This window comes from Alteromonas sp. Cnat3-28, from assembly GCF_022348265.1.
GTDB classification, from domain to species: Bacteria; Pseudomonadota; Gammaproteobacteria; order Enterobacterales; family Alteromonadaceae; genus Alteromonas; species Alteromonas macleodii.
In genome coordinates, this window is sequence record NZ_JAKREY010000014.1 from 45,998 (window position 1) to 66,884 (window position 20,887).

Consider the following 20,887-nt stretch of genomic DNA (forward strand, 5'->3'; position numbering starts at 1 on the left):
CGGCCTTTAGAAAGGCAGTTGTTGGTAGGTGACCTTTCTTCTAGTTAGCCTAGATTCTTCGTGTTTTCACGGGCGACTAATTAAGTAAGTTCAAAGGCATTACTTTCCCTGTTACGGGATTAAACTCAAACGTTACTGTTCCCGTTGTCGCATTACCATTTTGATCAACGTTTGCGTCGTTAATATCACTTACAAACTGATCAATAACAACCCGGTATGACGTCGGGCCGTTAGCCCAACCATTCACGCGAACCCGATAGGTTTCTCCGGGGACAATGCCACCGCCAACTTGCTCATTAGAGCCCAAGTTGCCGGAGCTCGCCATAATATTGCCTTCGGCATCGAGCAGTTCAAAGTCAAGATCTGGCACCGCTACTACCTCAACATCAGCGCTCAGCGTTGCAACTACACTTGATGCACTTGGCAGCGCTGTAAATGGGATATCAACATAGTCAACGCCATCAACCAATGCTTCATCCGCTGCACCAATTAAGACAACACCCGTGTGCTCCTCAATATTATGGTAAACCACAGACTGTTCTTTTGGCTCAGACGTATCAAAGGTAGGCGTTTCTTCTCTACCGGTTGACGAAGCGCCAGCTTCGTAGCCGCTGATCCGCGCTTGGAACATAAAGAGTTTTCCATTAGGGTTATCAAACTTTAGATAACGCAGTGCAGATGTTCTGTCTACATCTAGCGATTGATCGAAACGGAACCTTGCTATGTCGCCGTTTTGACCAGTGCCACCATTATCTGCATTCAATACGGTAATACTGCCATTGCTAATATGAGTAATATCGAAATCAACTGGACCGTAAATTCTCTCGTCGCCAGTATTTATCAACGCAATATCAAAGGCAAAGATACCGTTATTGTAGTTTACATTACCCACCTTGTAGTCAACTTGCTCACTTACATCCACCGTGTTTAAGCCGGTTGAAGCAATCCCTGACATATTCGAAAAACCAACTTGCTGATTAGGGTTAAGGCTGATTGCACGCACTACGTATTCATAGTCAAACGAGTCTATGCCTTGACCTGCACCACGCCCTAAACCTTGCCCTTTGTCTATGTAGCGATTATCGCCCACAATAAATTCAACATGGGTGAAGCCAGAGAATGTGAGGTCGCCGTCAAAGTATTCTCGGGTTGGTACACCCGTAAACAAACGCGCACTCGACCCTTTTTTGCGTTTTAGCAATTGATAAGCAAAAGCGTCAGGTACGGTTTCCCACGTAATTTCAATCGCGTCATCAGAAATGATATGCGCGTCTATAGCGTCTGGTGTCGATGGCTTAGCCTGGGTAGCCGTAAACTCGCTCACTGCCGTTGATATAGTCTGTCGACCGCCTAACGGTGCTTTCGCGTTTGCACCTAGCTCTCTGGCAGCAAAAACACGCTCAATTAATGTATGATGACGACCCGGTGAAGTTAAATCTAAAGGATCGGTAGGATATAAGGCGGCATCGGCAATTAACACTGCATCCCGTGCGCGCACGAAGGTATCTGGCGCAGATATTCCTAGCACGTACATTGAGCCTAGGAAGATACGTTCCCACGTTTCTTTGCCCAAGCTAGTTTCTTGGGTAGGATCGCCGGTAACTGGGTCGGGGCGAACAAAGTCTTGTCTAGGCTGCAGCGCCACCATAAGCTCTCTTAAGTCCCACATTGCACCCGCGTAAATTTCTCCATCACGATGCACTTCAAATGCGTTGTCTCTTGTGCCTAACTGCGAATAACGAATTTGGCTCTGTGCAGAACGAATAAACTCAAATGAGTCGGGATTAACCCCCTGCTCTCTTAAGAATTTTCGTAAATCGCACGAATTAACGGGGTAAGTACCTAAATCTGGTGTTTCGCCTACCGTGTATGCCCATAGGTCGGCTTGTCCTTCGTTAAGCGCGCCACCTTCTGGCTCGCCTTCAAAACCTGCGATAGGGGTAATTGTCGCATGGGTGCCTTCATGAATGGGAACCGAGAAATCCATTGCTAGGTTGTTGAATAAGTAACCATGGCCGTAAGCTGTCGGGTTAACCACGACCTCTTCACCTGCAATTTCCTGTGATAACGGCACTGCGAATGCGTTGTCCAAACCCAATAGCTTAGCCATAAACTCAGGATCTGCTGGATTATCTGGTGGGTCGAGCACATTTGGAATATGTACCACACCAGTTAACGGTACTGCTTCGTTAGGGTAGCTATTTGGAAACGAACCATCGCCCACGCCACGACTATGCACAGCATCGCCGTCTTTATGAAGGTAATCTAAATATTCGAGCAATGTGGTGATGTAAATAAACTGGCTGATGCCGTCAATGTGATGTGCCGTAGAAGGCGTTACATGATCATCTTCGACAGGTCTTGCCTCTATGACAGCATCCTCGCTGAAGTGATACGTGCCGGTTGCCGCTTGTGGAAAAGGCCCTTTTGTCAGCATCGCGCTTTCAATAAGCGCGTGCTTACCTGTAAGCAAACCTTCAACACCCGTAACTAAGTTAGAATCGTCAAACTTACGTAGGTTAATGCGTTCCATCCCTTTCGGTTTGCCGGTGTAGCCACCTGCATCGTCCTCTATCAAACATTCGCTTTGCATCGATGGCGTAATGGGTGGAAATGTTGGGAAATAATCCGCAGTCTGCTGAACTAAGCCAACCTGCCCCGTTTGCGTAACTTCATTTTCACCTGAAGGAAGAATGGTTTTGACCCGATCATTACGCGCCAGAATGTCTCCAGACTGGGCATCGATGACGTACTCAAACACACCAAAGGGATTTGAAGAGTAATAGAAGAACTTCCATGCGAGTTTCAGTTTATTGTTATCTTGTACCACCACTTTCTGTGGTACTGGCTTGGCGAAAATGCCAAGGCTTTTTTCTATTTGAGAAAAAGCGGGGTTCAGTACATCAAGAGCTTCTATTGGCAATGCTCGTTTGTAAGACGCTAAATCCGCGGTTGCCACGCTGATCGCGCTATTAGCAGAAAGAACCTGAGAGTTAGCAATAGGCGTATTTATAGCTGTATCGGCAAACAGCGCTCTCACCACCTGAGACTCATCTATTAAGAGGCCGACACCTCTATCTTTGATTTTTACACCATCAATGACTTGGTCAAACCTCACTAAATGACCACCCAGTGCTGATTTACTACGGTGAGGATTAAAAACAAAATCCCCGTCACTTAGTCCACCTAAAAGGGCAGAATGTCGACTAATAAAGTCATACCCCATCTGTTCGGGCGACGTTCCTGAAACATCAATGGCAATACCAAAAACACTATCTAAATGGCCATTAGCTGTTCGTAATGTAGATGATGGGAATGTGGTTTGCAGTTGGTCTAACGCCATTTGAAACAAGCTGTTTGCTGGCGGGTTAACAACATTGTCAGTCAGATTTATTTCAGCAATGCGGTGCGATGAAGTATCTAAGGGTGCGTGTACTTTGGAGGCGCTTGCTACGAAAGGTAAAGCCGCTGCTACCGCAGCATATATAAGGGTTCTTTTTTTCATTATTCAATCCTTAAAATTTGGAGCTATCAATGCGTTCAGCGTTAATACTGAGCAACGACTAGATAGCGTTAACCAAATTAGGATCGAGCAAAAAACGCCCATCCACCATAGGGGTTAACCACTAGAGTTAACTGCACCAACCAGATGAGGGAAATGAGATAGTTAATTGCGCTATTAACTTATTACAGGCTAATTAGGAATCTGAGAGCAGAGATAGTTTGCGTTCATATTCGCGAGACAACCACGAAGAAGCTTCGTCAATATCTGTGAAGAAAAGATAATCCATACTTTTGAGCTCGGGGATCCTCTGAAACATTATTCCGCGTATAACAGGTCCTTTATAAACATAAGCTTTCGCGATTAATCCCATATCAGGGAGCCGTTTTATAATACGCTTGAGTATGTCGAAGGCCTCAGGAGTTGCACCTTCAACTTGGCTAATATCTGCCAGAAGGGAAAAGGGTCGTTGATTCAGTCCTATGACTAGTTTAAAAAGACGATCGCTGTAGTCTTCCGCACTTTTTTCATTAAACGCGCCATAGAGTCGAGTGGTGACTACTCCGTTCTCGTACGAAATTGTTGATGAGCTCAGTATTTTTGGCATAGCCTACTTTCACAATTACTTCCTAGGTTAATAGTAGACGATAAGTTTTCGTAAATGCGAATACTCTTAAAGTTTAGGTTTATTTTTCAGCCAATGTTAACAGCGGTTCGTTATTGGGAAAGCGTTCAAGCCCCTGTTTTAGAATTGTATTTGCCTTCTCGGGCATGTTGTTTTCGCGCAAAGCTAATACGTAGTTGTGAACATACACGTGTTGGTTCTGCCCCACTTCATAGCCTTTCTCAAACCAAGCCACGGCTTGGTTGTCGTTTTGCTCTAAGTAATAATTGGCAATCAGGAAATAACTTAACCAGTACGTTGGCCATGTATGCGACGCGGTTTCCAAAAACGCCAATGAACGCGCTTTATCTCCCACTTTAAGCATGTCGTAAGCCGCACTTACATAAGTGAACGGTGTCATCTCAGGCGAGGTTACATTAGGAGGAACTGGTGCCAAATACCAGTAATTTCCTCTTCCCCACGTTCTTTCAAAAAGCTCAAGCGACATTTCGTGATTAGGCGTAAGGCCGGTATGTAAAGTAACCGTCCCCTTATCACTATCGAACCCAATAACAACAGCGTAGTGCCATTGGGGTAATAACTGGATGGACAAATTTTGAAAAACAATCACTGGGATATCGTCTTTAACTAACGACATAATTGACGATAAAGTCCCTCGGTCAGAATATGGCAAAAAACCAAATTGTCGGGTAGCGCTCACCATTTCTAGTTGTAAACTCCCTTCTTTACTGGGAATGAACAACTTAGGCGCAATATCATTTGGAGAGGTGCTTTCACCATAATAACCAAACACTTCAGATAGTGTGGTAGGCCCGCAATAAAACTGTTCTTGGGGGAAAAACGGAACAGATTGAATAGTGTGAGATTCAGGTAAAGAGGCTAGTCCCTCTTGCCGCAGCTTGTCAGCTTGAGGTGTGGACTGACAGCCTGAAAGCAAAAATAGAAGCGAAAGGCCTGCTAACGCGCAGGCCTTTTTAACTGAATTGATCATTCAATTAGCTGTTCACTGGACGAATAAATGGGTAAACGTCAGTTACACCAATTAGGTCCAAAATTGCGATAATAGCAAGTACGGTAAGCACTGCGCCCACAACGCCACCCGCTGGCGCTTGATTAATTTCATCATTTAATTGGGCAATTTCGCTGTCGGTCATGCCGTTGATTCTGGCGATAGCTTGGTTGCTATCTACACCTAAGCTAACCAATTTACTCTGCACGTCTGCACGATTAACCATGTCAATTAGCTGCTGCTTATTGTAGTGAGCGGCTTGAGTTTGCATTACGGAATCTGAGCTAATTGCTTCTGCATGCACGCTGCCTGACATTAAAACCGTTGCCGAAAAGCAACCAATCGCAATTTTTTTCAAAAATTTCATGATGTTTCCCTCTTTAAAATGCCCAGTTTTATTCTTCTTTTGCGTTACCTAACTCACGATAAACTAGAGTGAAATAAAACTTCGCACTGATTCAGCAGACGCATTTGCGCTCTGCGGTTAATTTTCAGTAGATAAGCACAGCAAGATTAAGACCAACTAAAAATGCCTTTTTTTTATAATAGACAAGATTCCATTTTTTCTCTTTAAAATAACGATTTAAGTAACCTTTATACTAAAAATGCTGATCAAAGCCTTGTTCGTTAATTCTGCATTGATGCATCACCGCGCGCTGACTGTTATGTAATATTTTCTTTATGCTGGAATTATTTGCTTGCCGCTAATATAAAAAGAGCAACAAACCATAAGGGGCAATCTGTAGAATGCGCGGGTGTTTTGAAACGCCTTTTTCACGCCTCATACCGTACGGAGTTAAGTTTCAGGTGCAATTTTTGACAAAAACACGCTATAAAAGGTTAATACTTTTTTAGCGTTTGGGTGAAATGCGCATCAAGCAGAATCTCATTTATTGGGTATTGGTAGCGACTGTCTGCTGTATTAGTGCATGCAGTTCAGATAAGTTTATGCGTAAAAAAGTATCCCCTTTGTCTTTGGTCGGTGCATACGGATATGGCTATTTGCCCGACTTAAGCCACTTCGACAACATACAACTGGCTGCTCGGTGCACGTCGTACGAGCAAAGTACTACATTAGATATCGCGCTTGCGCTCGATTGCTACATTACCTTGTTAAAAAGAGACAGTCTTTCCGATGCGCATCGTGCTATAGGGATCGACGGGTATAACCTCGCAGTAAACAAGTTATTCCGTCTTAGACATACAACTGACAACTTAATTCAGGTTAACTACTCGGGCCCAAGCGAGCTCGTTTTAGTTTCAGAAATAGAAGCCTTAGACGCTCGCCTCTCTCCTAAGGTATTTGGTGAACTTGGCGGTGCTGCAGTGGCTCGAATTAGCAACCAAGCACAGAATGGCCGTAGCCTTGACCTAAACTATCCACTAGAAGGTATCTACTCGCCTTACTCCCTTCAAGTTGAGTCGGTTGCATTGAAAGGGCTTAGAATTCACATATCCTTGCAAGCCCAACACGTCGATGTGCCTACCGAAATACTGGTTGGAAACAACACATACACGCAACGGTACTCACCTGCTGCCGCTTACCTTTCCCTATTACAAAATGCCGACATCCATAATTTCAGCTGGCTAGGATTTATTAATGCACAAGACGCTGAAAAGAGAATGGGAGTCTTTAGTATTGGAGAGCTTTCTTCAGTCAAAACCCCGATTATTATGATTCATGGCCTCAATTCAGACCCGCTAATTTGGCGGTATCTCACAATGGCTATTTTCAATGACGAAGAATTATCTCAACACTATCAGATATTGCACGTGTACTACCCATCAGGCCCTCCTCCTTTCTATAACGCCATGCGAGTTCGCAATTTACTGTACAAGCTAAACCAGCGGATAGCGTCATCGGAAGGCGCTTCTTCATCTGCGGTATTGATAGGGCATAGTATGGGCGGCGTAATCGCAAAGCTGATTTCAACGCATTCAGATAACACGTTATGGGATACTACTTTCACAGAGTCTCCAGAAGCGCTACTGGCTGAAGGCGATGAAATGTTGCGAGATATATTTATATTTAATCCTGTGTATAAAGAGAATACGGTGTTTTTTCTCGACACGCCACACCGAGGCTCAGAAATAGCTAATAGCCTTATAGGATCGTTAGGCTCTTCACTCATCACACTCCCTTTTGGTTTTAAAGCGCTATTTAAAAACTTTATCGAAAAAGTAGGCGTGAGCAGATTAACCGCTGCTATGCTTCCTTTCTTGCAAAACTACGGGCCAGATAGCGTCCAAGTGTTGCGCCCCGATCACCCGCTGATGACAGCGTTAGCCGACATTCCTGTAGAAGGCGAGAGCTATTCTATTATTGGCTCAACCAGTACCTTGTATTGCCAGTCAGAAACAGAATGCGCTGCTATAACTGACTCTGTCGTCAGTTATAGCAGCGCATATTTACCTGGGGCAAAAGACACAACAATTGTTAACTCGTCACATAACTCATTCAAAAGCAGTCAGGCAATCGAGTTTATACTTGATAAGCTTCGCCAAAAGCACATCAGTGCAAAAACTGTTCAAAATTCCCTCGACATGTAGCCCTCAATTCCTTATAGTGCGCGCGCTTTTATATATTAGTGAAGTGACAACCGCTTTCACTACTATCTCTTCTCATCGTTTTACCCCTGGATACCTGTTTTGATTACCACCGCAAATATCACAATGCAGTTTGGCTCTAAGCCATTATTTGAAAATATTTCCGCAAAATTCGGCAACGGCAACCGATACGGCCTAATTGGCGCAAACGGTTGTGGCAAGTCTACCTTTATGAAAATTCTAAGCGGTAAACTTACTCCATCGTCGGGCAACGTTTCTATGGCGCCAGGTACAAAGCTAGGTATCTTGAGTCAGGACCAGTTTGCGTTTGAAGAGTTTAGCGTAGTCGATACCGTTATCATGGGTGACCGTGAACTATGGGAAGTTAAACAAGAGCGCGACGCCATTTACAGCAAGGCTGAAATGAGCGAAGAAGATGGCATGCGCGTGGCGGACTTGGAAACCCAATTTGCCGAGATGGATGGTTACACTGCTGAAGCACGCGCTGGCGATATCTTAAACTCTGCAGGCATCGACGAAAGCTATCATTTTGGTCTTATGAAAGAAGTCGCGCCCGGTAAAAAAGTACGTGTGCTTTTGGCGCAGGCGTTATTTGCCGAGCCTGACATTCTGCTTCTAGACGAACCAACCAACAACTTGGATATCTACACCATCAGTTGGCTAGCTGAAGAGCTGAACAAACGTAAATCGACCATGCTTATTATTTCGCACGACAGACACTTTCTAAACTCTGTATGCACGCACATGGCCGATATCGACTATGGTGAGCTGCGCGTTTATCCGGGTAACTACGACGACTACATTCAAGCTGCCATGCTCGTTCAAGAACAGCTTCATGCAGAGAATGCTAAGAAGTCAGCGGAAATTGAAGAGCTACAGAGCTTCGTAGCGCGATTCTCTGCCAACGCATCGAAAGCGAAACAAGCCACCTCGCGTGCCCGCCGTCTTGAGAAAATTGAATTAGCTGAGGTAAAAGCGTCTAGCCGTCGTAAGCCTTATATTGTGTTTAACCAACATAAGAAACTTCACCGACTTGCTATTACTCTTGAAGAGCTAGGCCATAGCTACCCAGATCTTCCGCTATTCGACAATGCTAACTTGCTATTAGAAGCAGGTCAGCGCTTGGCGATCATTGGTGAGAACGGGGCCGGCAAAACCACGCTTTTGAAGTGTTTGGTTAATGACATTGAACCTACCGCAGGTAGCTATAAGTGGGCTGAAAACGCTGCGATTGGTTACATTCCGCAGGATAACGCTAAATACTTTGCCGAAGATATCACTATGTTTGAGTGGATGAGCCAATGGCGTAGCCCCAAACACGATGACCTGCAAATAAAAGGTATGTTAGGACGTTTGCTATTTACGTCTGACGACTTCAACAAACGCGTGCAGGTATGTTCTGGTGGTGAGAAAAACCGTTTGCTGTTTGGAAAGCTAATGCTTCAAGACATCAACGTATTGGTAATGGATGAACCCACTAACCACATGGACATGGAGTCGATTGAAGCCTTGAACAATGCGCTATACAAGTTTGATGGCACTGTTATTTTTGTTAGTCACGACCGTGAATTCGTTTCGTCACTGGCGACGCAAATCATCGAAATTAAAGACAAGAAACTGAATCACTTCGATGGAAACTACGAAGAGTTTTTGGCGCATAAAGAAAACGCGTAATTATATATCGATGCCTTCATCAATAGATGAAGTGAGCCACATAACAAAACGGGCACTTATTTAAGTGCCCGTTTTTTGTTTCAGTATATTAAAAGCTTACTGACCAGATAAATACTTGCCAACCGCTGTCGCTAAGCGGTCAAAGTAGTTAACAATCGTATTTTTAATTGGCGCTAACTCTTGTTCCGTTATTTCATCAAAGTTATCTGGCGGTGTGAAATCTTCAACACGCTCATTTTTTAGCGCATCATCTTGAAATTCGGTAAACACTGGCAGCGTTAAGATATCAACTGGCTTGTCTAAACGCTCAATACTAACGTTAAAGCTTGCCGAAGCAATATAGTGATCGGTACCCAAAAAACTACGCGTAAACAGTCCGAACCCTTTGCTTTGATGCTCTGAACATCCATAAGTACCGCACTCGGTAATAGCCACCGTCGGCGCTTCTTCAACAATAATCACAGTGGCAATGCCTTTGTCTAACAACGATTTTCTTAACGTGTTTTGTTTGTCATTGAACGTCCCGTTATTTCCTTCACCCATCACGAAATCAAGGGCGCCTGCATCGTCAACCAAAGAAGAGATATCCACCGCAGTGAAACGACTGTTTTGCTCAATGGCTTTTTTGAATGTGCTATACAGCGTGTTGTTCAATTGCCAGTCGTAGCTATATTCTTTCGTAAAATTGTTAAATTTAGTGGTACCGATATGCGTGTGAGTGGGAAACTTTTTAGCGCTAACCCATACGCCAACTTTTGGTTTTGGTGGAGCAACTGGCTTGCTAACTGGCTCTTTAGTCGATTCGCCTTTCGTGGTTCCATCATTTACGCTGTCGCCATCTTGCACCACATCTTCTTGCTCTGTGCTTTCAGTTGGCGTGGCTTCCTCGCTCTTAGGTTGAGAAGGAACGCTTTCGCCAGAATCCATACCTCGTTGCGTAACACACCCTGCAGCCAACATTAATACGGCTAACAGAACAGTAAACTTTGTCACAAACTTCATAACACTTCCTTATTTCAAAGCCATTTAAGTTAATACTAAATTTCTACCTAAAAGACCATTCTCATATTACTGAAAACGTGGGTCAGTGCATTGGCGGAATTAAGCAGTAAAAAGTCTGCGCGCTGACCTTCGGTAATGCTGCCTATGTCACTCGCTAGCCCCATAAATTGAGCCGGCGTGGCACTCGCCATTTTGCTCGCATCTTCTAACGTTACACCGCAATCATTGTGCGTATTCAAAACTGCACTATGCATATCTAAGCACGAGCCAGCCAGTGTTTTGCCGTCTGGCGTAGTAAGTTTATCGCCATGCCTAACGATCTCGGTATTAAAAAAGTGAAGACGCTCAATATCACTGCCCACATGCGCCATGGCATCGGTAACCAACATGGCGCGGTTGGCAGTTTTCACGTTTAATGCCAACTCAGCACTTTTGCGGTGTAAGTGGTGATGATCGATAATAAAACCACAATATACTCTATCATTAAGCAACGCGGCACCAACGGCCCCTGGCTCCCGGGAGGTTAATGCAGACATAGCGTTGTACAAATGCGTAAAGCCTGTAGCTCCCGCGTCGATAGCCGCCTGAACTTGCTCATAGCTGGCATTGGTGTGCCCAATTGCAACCACAACTCCTTCAGCAACCATTTCTTTTATGAAGCTAGTACTCACCGTTTCTGGTGCGACCGTAAGTAAGACTTTACCAATGTCTTTGCGACATAAGGTTGCAAGCTCTACGTCAGAAGGCGTTCTTATAAATTGTGCTTCGTGCACGCCCTTTTTTGCCTTGCTCAAAAAGGGCCCCTCAAAGTGAATTCCTTTTATTAACGCTTTAATGCACTCTGGGCCGCCCGCCATTACTTCCGCAATGGCATCCGCCGCCTGAGCCATTGTTGAAGCATTATCGGTAATGATAGTTGGCAACATGGACGTTGTGCCGAAACGAAGATGAGCCAGCGCCATGGTTTCTACTATAGCGGCAGAAGGGCTATGGTTAAAAAGCACACCACCACCGCCGTTCACTTGCGTGTCGAAATAACCGGGAATGAGCTTTCCGTTGTAAATACTACTGAGCTCTGCTGAGGTCGCATCGCTAATACTGACTATCTTGCCGCTATCAGCTGTGATTGTCTGGTTTTCAAGCCAACCTTTTGGCGTTAAAACCTGCTCGACAGTAATTGATTCTATCATTCACTTTTTACTCTTTTGGCAAAGCTGATAGCGCCATATTCAGCACTTTTTAGCGGCGCTGTTAAATTAGAAGAGATAGAAGGCGAAAGTAAAGGCGTGTAAACATCAGCGAGACCGCCAACCAAACATAGCGGCAATGTAGAAGCCTGATTAATCAATGCTTCACCCAACTGATTGAGGTAATTTGCTCCCTTTCGAATAAGAGAGGTCGCGGCGGCACACTGGTCTCGATAAGCCTGTATAACCACTGGGGCAATATCACCAAAATCTGCAGCGTTGTAATTTGCCACCAAGGTCACTAATTGCTGAGGTGACGCTAAATTAAGGTGCTCACAAATTCGCTTCTTTAGTTCACTAACGGGCTCTACGCCGTCATAAGAAAGCAGTACATGCTTTATAGCTGATAAGCCCAACCACGCACCACTTGCATCATCGCCAACTTGCAGACCGTAACCACCTTTGTCAGTAAATACACCCTTGTCGTAACGGGTTGCCGCTGAACCTGTACCGCAAATAATAAGGGCTCCAGACTGATTTTCGTGCGCGCCCAAACAAGCGGCGTGTAAATCACTTATTACCACGGTATCGGAAAATGGGTTGTCTAACGCCAAAAAAGACTGCTTTGCTTGCGGAATATTCGCCCCTGCCAATCCAGCAGCTAGCAACACTTCTTCGCATGTAATCGGCAACGCAGCACTGCCTATTGCGTCTAACGTTGCGTCTATTACCGACCCCATTGCTTGTTCGGGGTTGGTCATTATATTTGCAGGGCCTGCCGCCCCTTCACCTAATGTATTGCCATCAATATCTTGCAACAATGCACGGCACCGGGTGCCACCACCGTCAATACCCACTACATATTTGTAACTCACGGGTTACCTGCTTCTCTAAACTATTCAATACAACTTGTTGTATGCACTTTACCACACCGATTTCACAGAATAACTTGCTTTCTTGCCAGTAAAGCAGCCTTTCACGTTACCTGAAGGCCCTTATACCAATCCGCATAGATAATTGCCCACTCAGAAGCCGCTGCAAAAACGTACAGGTTAGCTCAATAGGCACAAGCGAATATGATCGAAGAACACAGCAGAGCAGTATCTTGATTAAAAAGGAAATTTACCTATGAATTTAAAAACCGTTATTGGCGCAATAACTCTAGCTTGTATAGGTGTTAGTTCTACTCCTGCTTTTGCACAACAAGCTGGCGCTCAACAGCCTCAGGGTTGGATGTGGGGTTTTGGCGTCGCAGCATCGCAAGATGTATATACCGACTTTGATAATCGCGTTGTTCCTATTCCTATTATCGGCTACACCGGTGAAAAGTTACGCGTTTACGGACCATTTATTGGCTATGAACTTTTTCGCGAAAGTGGCTTTACTCTTGACGCTCAGCTTGTCCCGATATTTGCAGGTTATGAAGAAGATGACAGTGCCGTATTTACAGGTATGGACGACAGAGATTTTAGCTACGCGGCCGGAGTTGGGCTTAACTACAACACGGGTAGCTGGGTTTATTCATTGTCAACCAATGCCGATATTCTTGGTAAGTTTGATGGCTACCAAGCGTCCGCCCGTATCGGGAAAAGGTTTAGAATAAATAACGTCATGATCGAGCCGTCTATAGGCGTAAACTACCAAGACAGCAATTACGTCGACTATTACTACGGCGTACGCCCTGAAGAAGCCACAGCATTTCGAAGTGCATATAACGGCGATAGCGCGCTCAATACGGAAGTACGCGTTGCCATCTCGACCCGACAGTTTCTGGGCGGCATGACCCGTTTAGAAGTTGGCGCCACCTTCTTTGACGATAGCATCAGCGATAGCCCGCTGACAGACGATGATACCGCGCTTAACGCCATGCTGGTTTATACACGCTTTTTCTAGACTATTGCTAATAGCCTACTCTACAACCGCGTGGATAGATTAAATACAAGGTGCTAGCATCAAAAAGCCCTCATGTAAGAGGGCTTTTTAATATTGAGTTGATGCGTTTCGCTACGCGGGCTTTTTAAACGCTAGCGTTTCCCACAGTGGTACCGTAGACAAACTATGTTTATAGCTGCCAGATGTCTCTTTGGTGCTGTAAGACAAATAAATCAGCGTTTTTGAGTCGGCATCGTAAATTCTTCGAAGCTTCATGTTTTTGAAAAACACGCTCTTAGATTTTTTAAAAATTACTTCACCTGAATCTGACTTATCAATGGCGTTTAACATCTCAGCCGTAATAGGGCCGGTTTGTCTGCACGCGATTGAACTGTCTGATGGGTCCGACAAATCAAGGTTCGCTTCAATACTTGAAATATGGCAGGTTACACCTGTCACGATGGGGTCTTGAAGCGCATCAATTTTAATGTCTTTTGTGGTAAAAAGACCAAGAGACACATCGCCCACTTCGCTGTCGCTACAGCCTGCCAACGTAAACACCGACGCGGCGAGTAAACCCAACACAGTGCTTTTCGCAAAAGAGCCGCTCTTAAATCTGCCTTTCATAGAAGTATGATTCATAGAAGTACGAGCCTCGTATGAACTTAACCAACGTCCATTTGTTTTCATATCATTCCCACCTCTACTCTATTGATGATCTTTATTTGTTTACTCGAAATACCGAGCCTGTGATCATTTTAGCCTAACAGGTTTAACTGTGTCTTATCCATAAGGTCGTGCTGCTTAATAAGTTGCTTTGCCTTTTCAATGTCTGGCGCAAAATAACGGTCTTTGTCGTAAAACGGCACTTGGTCTCTTAGTAGCTGCATCAACACTTGGAGCTTTTCGCTGGTTTTAAACGGCTTCCTGAAATCTAACCCTTGGCAGGCCGCTAACCACTCAATGGCCAATATACCTGCCACGTTATCGAAAATATCTCGTAAACGCCTCGCGGCGAAGGTAGCCATAGACACGTGGTCTTCTTGGTTCGCAGACGTAGGCAACGAATCGATAGATGCGGGGTGCGCCAGGGTTTTGTTTTCACTAGCAAGCGCCGCACAGGTAACCTGCGCAATCATGAAGCCCGAGTTTACCCCACCATTTTCAACCAGGAACGGTGGCAAACCACTTAAATGCGTATCAATCATTAGCGACATTCTGCGCTCCGACAGTGCGCCAATTTCAGATAGTGCAATAGCCAGCATATCTGCCGCCATTGCCACTGTTTCCGCATGAAAGTTTCCGCCAGATAGAATATCGCCAGTTGGCGTATCAGCGTCATCATTATTTTCAACAAAAACCAACGGGTTGTCGCTTACTCCATTAGCTTCAACCACCAAAATCTCTTGGGCATAGCGCATTTGCTGTAAACACGCTCCCATCACCTGTGGCTGGCAACGCAGAGAGTACGGGTCTTGCACTTTTTCACATCGTTGATGTGAATGACCAATCTCTGAGGTGTCTAGCAATGTTCTAAACGCAGTGGCCACATCGCTCTGGCTTTTGTGGCCACGCACTTCGTGGATCCGCGCGTCGAACGGCACGCGGGAACCTAACGCGGCCTCAACAGTAAGCGCACCAATACCAATAGCACTATGAAGCGCATTTTCAGTATAAAATAACCCCTGAAGTGCAAACGCTGTCGAGGCTTGCGTGCCGTTTAACAGTGCTAAGCCTTCTTTGGGTGCCAGCGCAATTGGCTGCATGCCGGCTATTTCAAGGGCTTGGGCTGCACTAATTCTCTCTCCTTTATAAAAAGCTTCCCCTTCCCCTAACAGCACCACACTCATGTGTGCTAAAGGCGCTAAGTCGCCGCTGGCGCCTACCGAGCCTTTTTCAGGAATGGCGGGATAAACCTGTGCATTAAACAAGGTAATGAGCGCTTCTATTACGCTGAGGCGAATGCCAGAATAACCACGGGCCAAGGAGTTAATTTTTAACAGCATGAGCAGGCGCACAGTATCTTCTTGCATAAAGTCGCCCGTACCGGCCGCGTGCGATAACACAATACTGCGCTGTAATAGCTCTAACTCATCAACATTAATACGAGTATTAGCCAACAAACCAAAGCCGGTATTGATGCCATAGACAGTACGGTTTTCTTTAATGACATTAAGCACTACTTGCTCGGCGGCGTTTATAGCGGGTACTGCGCTTTCATCTAACGATAAATGAACGTGGCTTCGATGTACTTCCCGTAGCTGATCTAACGTCAATGTACCTGGCACAAGATTAAGTTGCTTAACACCACCGTTTTCAGTAATAAAAGACGAATGCGACATGACTATTTCTCCCCACCAAAGCTTTTGTTCGCGCTTGAATGTGTGCTTGTTCCATCGGGGCTTTGATTATTAGCCGCGCTATTGACCATGGGAAGATCCAAGTTGTGCTTGGCAGCACAGTCTTTTGCAATGTCGTAGCCTGCATCTGCATGACGCATTACGCCCGTGGCAGGGTCGTTATGAAGAACCCGAGCAATACGCTCAGCCGCTTCGTCCGAACCGTCACAAACAATGACTACACCCGAGTGTTGGCTAAAACCCATTCCTACACCGCCACCATGATGAAGGCTTACCCAGGTTGCACCACCCGCTGTATTTAATAGGGCGTTCAGCAGCGGCCAGTCCGAAACGGCATCTGAACCATCGAGCATGGCCTCGGTTTCTCTATTCGGTGAAGCTACCGAACCAGAGTCGAGATGATCCCGTCCAATCACAACTGGCGCGCTTAGCTCGCCACTGCGAACCATTTCATTAAAGGCAAGCCCCAGCTTTTGTCTTTCACCCAGCCCCACCCAGCAAATACGCGCGGGCAGGCCTTGGAATTGAATGCGTTCTTTGGCCATATCTAGCCAGTTATGTAGATGGGGGTTGTCGGGTATAAGCTCTTTAACTTTAGCGTCCGTTTTATAGATATCTTCCGGATCGCCTGACAGCGCAGCCCATCTGAAAGGCCCTATGCCTTGACAAAAAAGCGGTCGTATATAGGCAGGAACGAAACCTGGGAAATCGAACGCATGCTCAATACCCTCTTCTAGCGCCATTTGTCTAATGTTGTTGCCATAATCAAGAGTAGCAGCGCCAGCTTGTTGGAAACCAAGCATTGCTTTAACTTGCAGCGCCATCGACTGTTTAGCACTTTTCACCACACCCGCTTCGTCTTTTTTACGCTGCGCCTCAGCCTGATCTAACGTCCACCCCACTGGTAGGTAGCCATTCAGCGGATCGTGCGCACTGGTTTGATCGGTTACAACGTCGGGAATAATCCCTTTCGCTAGCATATCGGGAAAGACTTCAGCAGCATTGCCTAATAGGCCAATTGATACAGGCATCCCAGCTTCTTTGGCTTCTTCTAGGAGTTGCATGGCTTCATCTAACGAATGCGCTTTTTTGTCCAAATAGCCCGTGCGAATTCTGAAATCTATGCGAGTTTCATCCACCTCCACAGCTACCATTGAAAAGCCAGCCATGGTTGCAGCTAAAGGCTGTGCTCCGCCCATACCGCCCAAGCCACCAGTCAAAATCCAGCGTCCTTCAGCGCTTCCTTCAAAATGCGTTTTGGCCACGCTCACAAACGTTTCATAAGTACCCTGGACAATGCCTTGCGAGCCTATGTATATCCATGACCCTGCGGTCATTTGCCCGTACATCATCAAACCTTCTTTATCCAGAGCGTTAAAGTGCTCCCAGTTTGCCCAATGCGGTACAAGGTTAGAGTTAGCAATTAACACACGAGGGGCATTTTCGTGAGTGGGAAATACCCCAACAGGTTTGCCTGATTGAACCAGCAACGTCTCATCAGTATTTAAGCGCTTGAGTACTTCTACGATTTTGTCGTAAGACGCCCAGTCACGGGCCGCACGTCCAATACCGCCGTAAACCACCAGATTCTGCGGATGCTCCGCAACGTCTGGATCCAGGTTATTCATTAACATGCGAAGCGGCGCTTCCGTTTGCCAGCTCTTCGCATTTAGCGTACTGCCTCTTGGGGCACGTATTTCTCTTGTAGGGTCGAGGCGTTTCATAAACTTCTCCTAGGCATATTCTTACGTTTGCCGATTTGTTTTTTATTAGGAAGTGTCATCTTTTTAGAAAGCAATGAGTTGCTAGCGCCTTTGGCGCAATGACACTTAGAACTCCAAGTGTCCTCCCAAGCGGTATCGACTGCCTGGGTGATACAGCACCGCGTGGCTAACCACTGCGCTTGAACTCGCTTTTGGACTATTATCTAAGGATGTATCTGACGTCGCCTTTAAACCGTTCTTTAACTTGGCATTCGCCGTCGAGGGCTCGCCAATATTGCTCTCATCACTCGTTATTGCGCTTGGCACTCGAGAGAATGTTCGTCGCGTAATTTTCAGGCACGGCTCTTTAGGCTTAATCAATAGTGCTTGTGCAATATCTTTTTCAACAACCACAGCTTCTACGCTGTGATCGGCTTGTGAAAGGGGCGCGACCTGATTCAAATAAAAGTTTGCAGTTTGAGCTTTAAAATCTTTATCTAAATAGTCGTTAATCCACGCTGGGTTAACCCACCTATCTTCATACTGCACGGGTAGATTGTTCTCGCAGTGTACGATAATGCTATGAAATACTGGTTCTCCCACATCGATACCCAGTCGTTGAGCAATAGCATCACTGGCTGGCGAGGTTTCCAACACTAATATCTCGTTAGTGTATCTATGCCCCCGCTGCTCTATTTCATCGCGAATACTTTTGATCTCAAGCATTGAGCTCATAGGGCGACTATCTGACACAAACGTGCCTATCCCCTGGCTGCGCATTAAAATGCCCTCGTCCACCATTTCACTTAACGCTCTTCTAGCAGTCATTCGGCTTACACCGTGCTGCTGGGCAAGTTGGTTTTCTGAAGGCACTTGGCTACCCGGCTTCATCTCACCACTTTCGATGGCATCCAAAATTGCTGTCTTAATTACTCTGTACCGAGGTTGCATATCGTGGCCATTCACAACTAAATTGTTAATAATATGCTAACAGCATACTTGTATATACAAGTATGCACAAGTACACTGAACTCAAAATTTACACTGCGTTTCAGTAAAGATTCTGGACAAAGCCAGTCAAAGAACTAGAAGACCAGTTAAACGAAAAAACCAGACAAGAGGTGGCTTAGAGTGGAGCACGTTATGGGTTATCAGTACGACACGCTTATTTACAATGCTCGCATTGCGTCTATGCAAGACAACGAGTTGCCATATGGCGAATTACTGCCACACGCCATTGCCATAAAAGACGGCAAAATTGCTGCGTTACTTCCTTGCGATGACTCACTAGACGAAGTGTTTGAGCAGGCCAAAAGCATAATAGATGCCACTACCCTAATTCAGCAAATTGAAGGATCAACACCCAAACATCCATGGATATTGCCTGGTTTCATCGATTGTCATACGCATCTGGTGTATGGCGGCAATCGCGCCGAAGAATTTGAAATGCGATTGCAGGGGGCAAGTTATGTAGACATTGCGCAGCGCGGCGGTGGCATTAAAGGGACGGTTGAAAAAACTCGACGCTCTGACGAACACACTCTGCTTCACACTGCGATAAAGCGAGCAAAGCGACTGTGCGAAGAAGGTGTTACCACCATTGAAGTCAAATCAGGATACGGGCTGGATTTAGACACTGAAGTGCGTATGTTACGTGTGGCAAAATCCCTTGAGCAGCACCTTCCTGTGAGTATTCAAACTACCTATTTAGGCGCTCACGCCCTGCCCAATGAATTTGCTGAGGACTCAGACGGATATATCGATTTTATTTGCGAGGAGGCACTGCCTCATATTGCTTCGCAAAACTTGGCTGACGCCGTTGATGTATTTTGTGAAACTATTGGTTTTTCAACTTCACAAACAGAACGGGTGTTTAGCTGCGCACAGCAGCACGGCTTACCCATTAAAGCTCATGTAGAACAGCTTAGCGACAGCAAAGGTGCAGTGCTAGCAGCTAAGTATGGCGCACTATCGGTAGATCACATTGAATATTTAGCTGACAGCGATATTCCCTTACTTGCCCAAAGTGGCACCGTTGCCGTGCTTTTACCAGGCGCTTTTTATTACCTAAGTGAAGTTCAAAAGCCGCCGGTAGACGCCCTAAGGGCGCACAATGTGCCCATGGCCTTAGCGACTGACTTTAATCCAGGTAGTTCGCCGTTGGCCTCAATCCTTACCGCGATAAATATGGGTTGTGTGCTGTTTCAACTTACGCCAGAAGAAGCGCTACGCGGCGCTACTGCTCACGCGGCTAGCGCACTCGGGCTGCACGACCGAGGTGTTATTGAAGCAGGCAAGCTTGCTGACTTAACGCTGTGGGATATCGAAACACCGGCAGAGCTTGCCTATTGTATTAATGGACACCGCCCCATTGCGGTGTTTAAGGAAGGTAAACATGTTTAAGTGGCAAGGCAGAATAGACAGTGAAGACGGCATTGAGGGCCTACGTTGGCATCAAAAAGTTAACGAGCTTGAAGTTGGCGAAGATAATTCATTAGCCAACGCCGTTACCCTTGTTGGGTTTGAGAGTGATTTAGGTGTGGCATTTAACAAAGGCCGCGTAGGTGCAGCGGCTGGTCCAAACGCTATTCGCCAGGCACTGGCAAACTTGCCTTGGCACTGGCCAAGCGCAGCATTGGCTGATCTAGGGAATGTTACCGCTAAAGAGAACTTAGCCCAGGCACAAACCCAATATGCCGACGCCATTTGCTATGCGCTCAAGCAAAATGATGGTTTGGTCATCGGTCTGGGAGGGGGACATGAAATTGCATGGGGTAGCTATCAAGGGGTTTTCAATGCTAAGCCCGAAAGCGCACGCATTGGTATTATTAATTTCGACGCCCATTTTGATTTAAGAAAGCCTTCACCAAACACCAGTTCAGGTACGCCGTTCAGGCAAGTGTATGATCACTGCCAGTTACACGACACACCGTTTCATTATGCTTGTTTGGGCGTATCGAAAGCGGCTAATACACCAGCGCTGTTTAACTTTGCCAATACGTCCAACACGCGCTATTTAACCGATGTGGCGTTAAATGATGAATCACTGTGTATGCAGCGAATAGATGAGCTACTATCTCCGATGCTAAAAGACATCGATGAGCTTTACGTCACTGTATGTTTAGATGCATTTCCAGCAGCACAAGCACCTGGCGTTAGCGCGCCCAGTGCATTGGGAATATCCCCCACACTTGTTATCAACACGCTACACTTTTTAGCACAGCACCAAAGTACTTATGGGTATCAATGGAGACTGTGTGACGTTGCGGAAATGAACCCCAATTATGATATTGATAGCCGCACAGCAAAGCTGGCTGCACGGCTAATTTTTGAAGCAGTAGATGCAATAAACTCGCACATTTAACGAGTTAACGCTTTAACGTTT

The 20,887-nt window shown here is 45.8% G+C and carries 16 protein-coding genes; 5 read left to right on the forward strand and 11 right to left on the reverse strand.

The features are described from left to right. Positions 1-76: 76 nt before the first annotated feature. From MHM87_RS14430 to MHM87_RS14445, 4 genes are all read right to left on the reverse strand, one after another. On the reverse strand, positions 77-3,505 hold the full coding sequence (locus MHM87_RS14430) for a M36 family metallopeptidase (protein WP_239259757.1): 3,429 nt from the start codon (positions 3,503-3,505) through the stop codon (positions 77-79). Positions 3,506-3,698: 193 nt separating this feature from the next. Next, positions 3,699-4,109 carry a hypothetical protein gene (locus MHM87_RS14435; protein ID WP_039224650.1) on the reverse strand — a complete coding sequence of 137 codons (411 nt, stop codon included), beginning with the start codon at positions 4,107-4,109 and terminating at the stop codon, positions 3,699-3,701. Between the two features lie 79 nt (positions 4,110-4,188). Beyond that, a complete protein-coding gene (locus MHM87_RS14440; RefSeq protein WP_239259759.1) occupies positions 4,189-5,118 on the reverse strand; it encodes a PA2778 family cysteine peptidase in 930 nt (309 codons plus the stop codon). A gap of 4 nt (positions 5,119-5,122) precedes the next feature. Next, on the reverse strand, positions 5,123-5,503 hold the full coding sequence (locus MHM87_RS14445) for a PA2779 family protein (RefSeq protein WP_014951406.1): 381 nt from the start codon (positions 5,501-5,503) through the stop codon (positions 5,123-5,125). Positions 5,504-6,084: 581 nt separating this feature from the next. On the opposite strand from MHM87_RS14445, the gene MHM87_RS14450 reads away from it, so the two are divergent. Both MHM87_RS14450 and MHM87_RS14455 read left to right on the forward strand, forming a co-directional pair. Beyond that, entirely contained in the window at positions 6,085-7,686 is a 1,602-nt protein-coding gene (locus tag MHM87_RS14450; protein WP_239259761.1) for an alpha/beta hydrolase, read from the forward strand. A 99-nt stretch (positions 7,687-7,785) separates the two neighbouring features. Continuing rightward, on the forward strand, positions 7,786-9,378 hold the full coding sequence (locus tag MHM87_RS14455; RefSeq protein WP_014951404.1) for an ABC-F family ATPase: 1,593 nt from the start codon (positions 7,786-7,788) through the stop codon (positions 9,376-9,378). A 96-nt stretch (positions 9,379-9,474) separates the two neighbouring features. Here the strand turns inward: MHM87_RS14455 and MHM87_RS14460 are convergent, their stop codons facing one another. The 3 genes from MHM87_RS14460 to MHM87_RS14470 are packed head-to-tail and all read right to left on the reverse strand — an operon-like array spanning position 9,475 to position 12,442. Next, positions 9,475-10,380, reverse strand: a complete 906-nt coding sequence (locus MHM87_RS14460; RefSeq protein ID WP_239259763.1) for a hypothetical protein — start codon at positions 10,378-10,380, stop codon at positions 9,475-9,477. A 47-nt stretch (positions 10,381-10,427) separates the two neighbouring features. Beyond that, complete coding sequence (nagA, locus tag MHM87_RS14465; RefSeq protein ID WP_239259765.1) at positions 10,428-11,570, reverse strand: N-acetylglucosamine-6-phosphate deacetylase; 1,143 nt, start codon at positions 11,568-11,570, stop codon at positions 10,428-10,430. Next, the gene (locus MHM87_RS14470; RefSeq protein ID WP_239259767.1) at positions 11,567-12,442 is read right to left on the reverse strand and encodes a BadF/BadG/BcrA/BcrD ATPase family protein; all 876 of its coding nucleotides are present in this window, start codon (positions 12,440-12,442) and stop codon (positions 11,567-11,569) included. Before MHM87_RS14470 ends, nagA begins: the two co-directional genes overlap by 4 nt. 253 nt (positions 12,443-12,695) lie before the next feature. Here MHM87_RS14470 and MHM87_RS14475 point away from each other — a divergent pair, with 253 nt between their 5' ends. Then, positions 12,696-13,460 (forward strand): MipA/OmpV family protein, encoded by a 765-nt coding sequence (locus MHM87_RS14475; protein WP_049589038.1) that lies wholly within the window; start codon positions 12,696-12,698, stop codon positions 13,458-13,460. Positions 13,461-13,571: 111 nt separating this feature from the next. On the opposite strand, the gene MHM87_RS14480 is transcribed toward MHM87_RS14475, so the two are convergent. The 4 genes from MHM87_RS14480 to MHM87_RS14495 all read right to left on the reverse strand — a co-directional run bounded on the left by MHM87_RS14480 (position 13,572) and on the right by MHM87_RS14495 (position 18,453). Next, the gene (locus MHM87_RS14480) at positions 13,572-14,066 is read right to left on the reverse strand and encodes a CreA family protein (RefSeq protein ID WP_230962271.1); all 495 of its coding nucleotides are present in this window, start codon (positions 14,064-14,066) and stop codon (positions 13,572-13,574) included. A gap of 131 nt (positions 14,067-14,197) precedes the next feature. Continuing rightward, entirely contained in the window at positions 14,198-15,781 is a 1,584-nt protein-coding gene (hutH, locus tag MHM87_RS14485; RefSeq protein ID WP_156077963.1) for a histidine ammonia-lyase, read from the reverse strand. Between the two features lie 2 nt (positions 15,782-15,783). Next, positions 15,784-17,523 carry a urocanate hydratase gene (gene hutU / locus MHM87_RS14490; RefSeq protein ID WP_239259769.1) on the reverse strand — a complete coding sequence of 580 codons (1,740 nt, stop codon included), beginning with the start codon at positions 17,521-17,523 and terminating at the stop codon, positions 15,784-15,786. Positions 17,524-17,628: 105 nt separating this feature from the next. Beyond that, on the reverse strand, positions 17,629-18,453 hold the full coding sequence (locus tag MHM87_RS14495) for a UTRA domain-containing protein (protein ID WP_275443723.1): 825 nt from the start codon (positions 18,451-18,453) through the stop codon (positions 17,629-17,631). Positions 18,454-18,645: 192 nt separating this feature from the next. On the opposite strand from MHM87_RS14495, the gene hutI reads away from it, so the two are divergent. Beyond that, positions 18,646-19,905, forward strand: coding sequence for an imidazolonepropionase (gene hutI / locus MHM87_RS14500; RefSeq protein WP_239259774.1), 1,260 nt, complete (start codon positions 18,646-18,648; stop codon positions 19,903-19,905). After that, positions 19,898-20,866 carry a formimidoylglutamase gene (gene hutG / locus MHM87_RS14505; RefSeq protein WP_239239472.1) on the forward strand — a complete coding sequence of 323 codons (969 nt, stop codon included), beginning with the start codon at positions 19,898-19,900 and terminating at the stop codon, positions 20,864-20,866. Before hutI ends, hutG begins: the two co-directional genes overlap by 8 nt. Positions 20,867-20,887 lie beyond the last annotated feature (21 nt).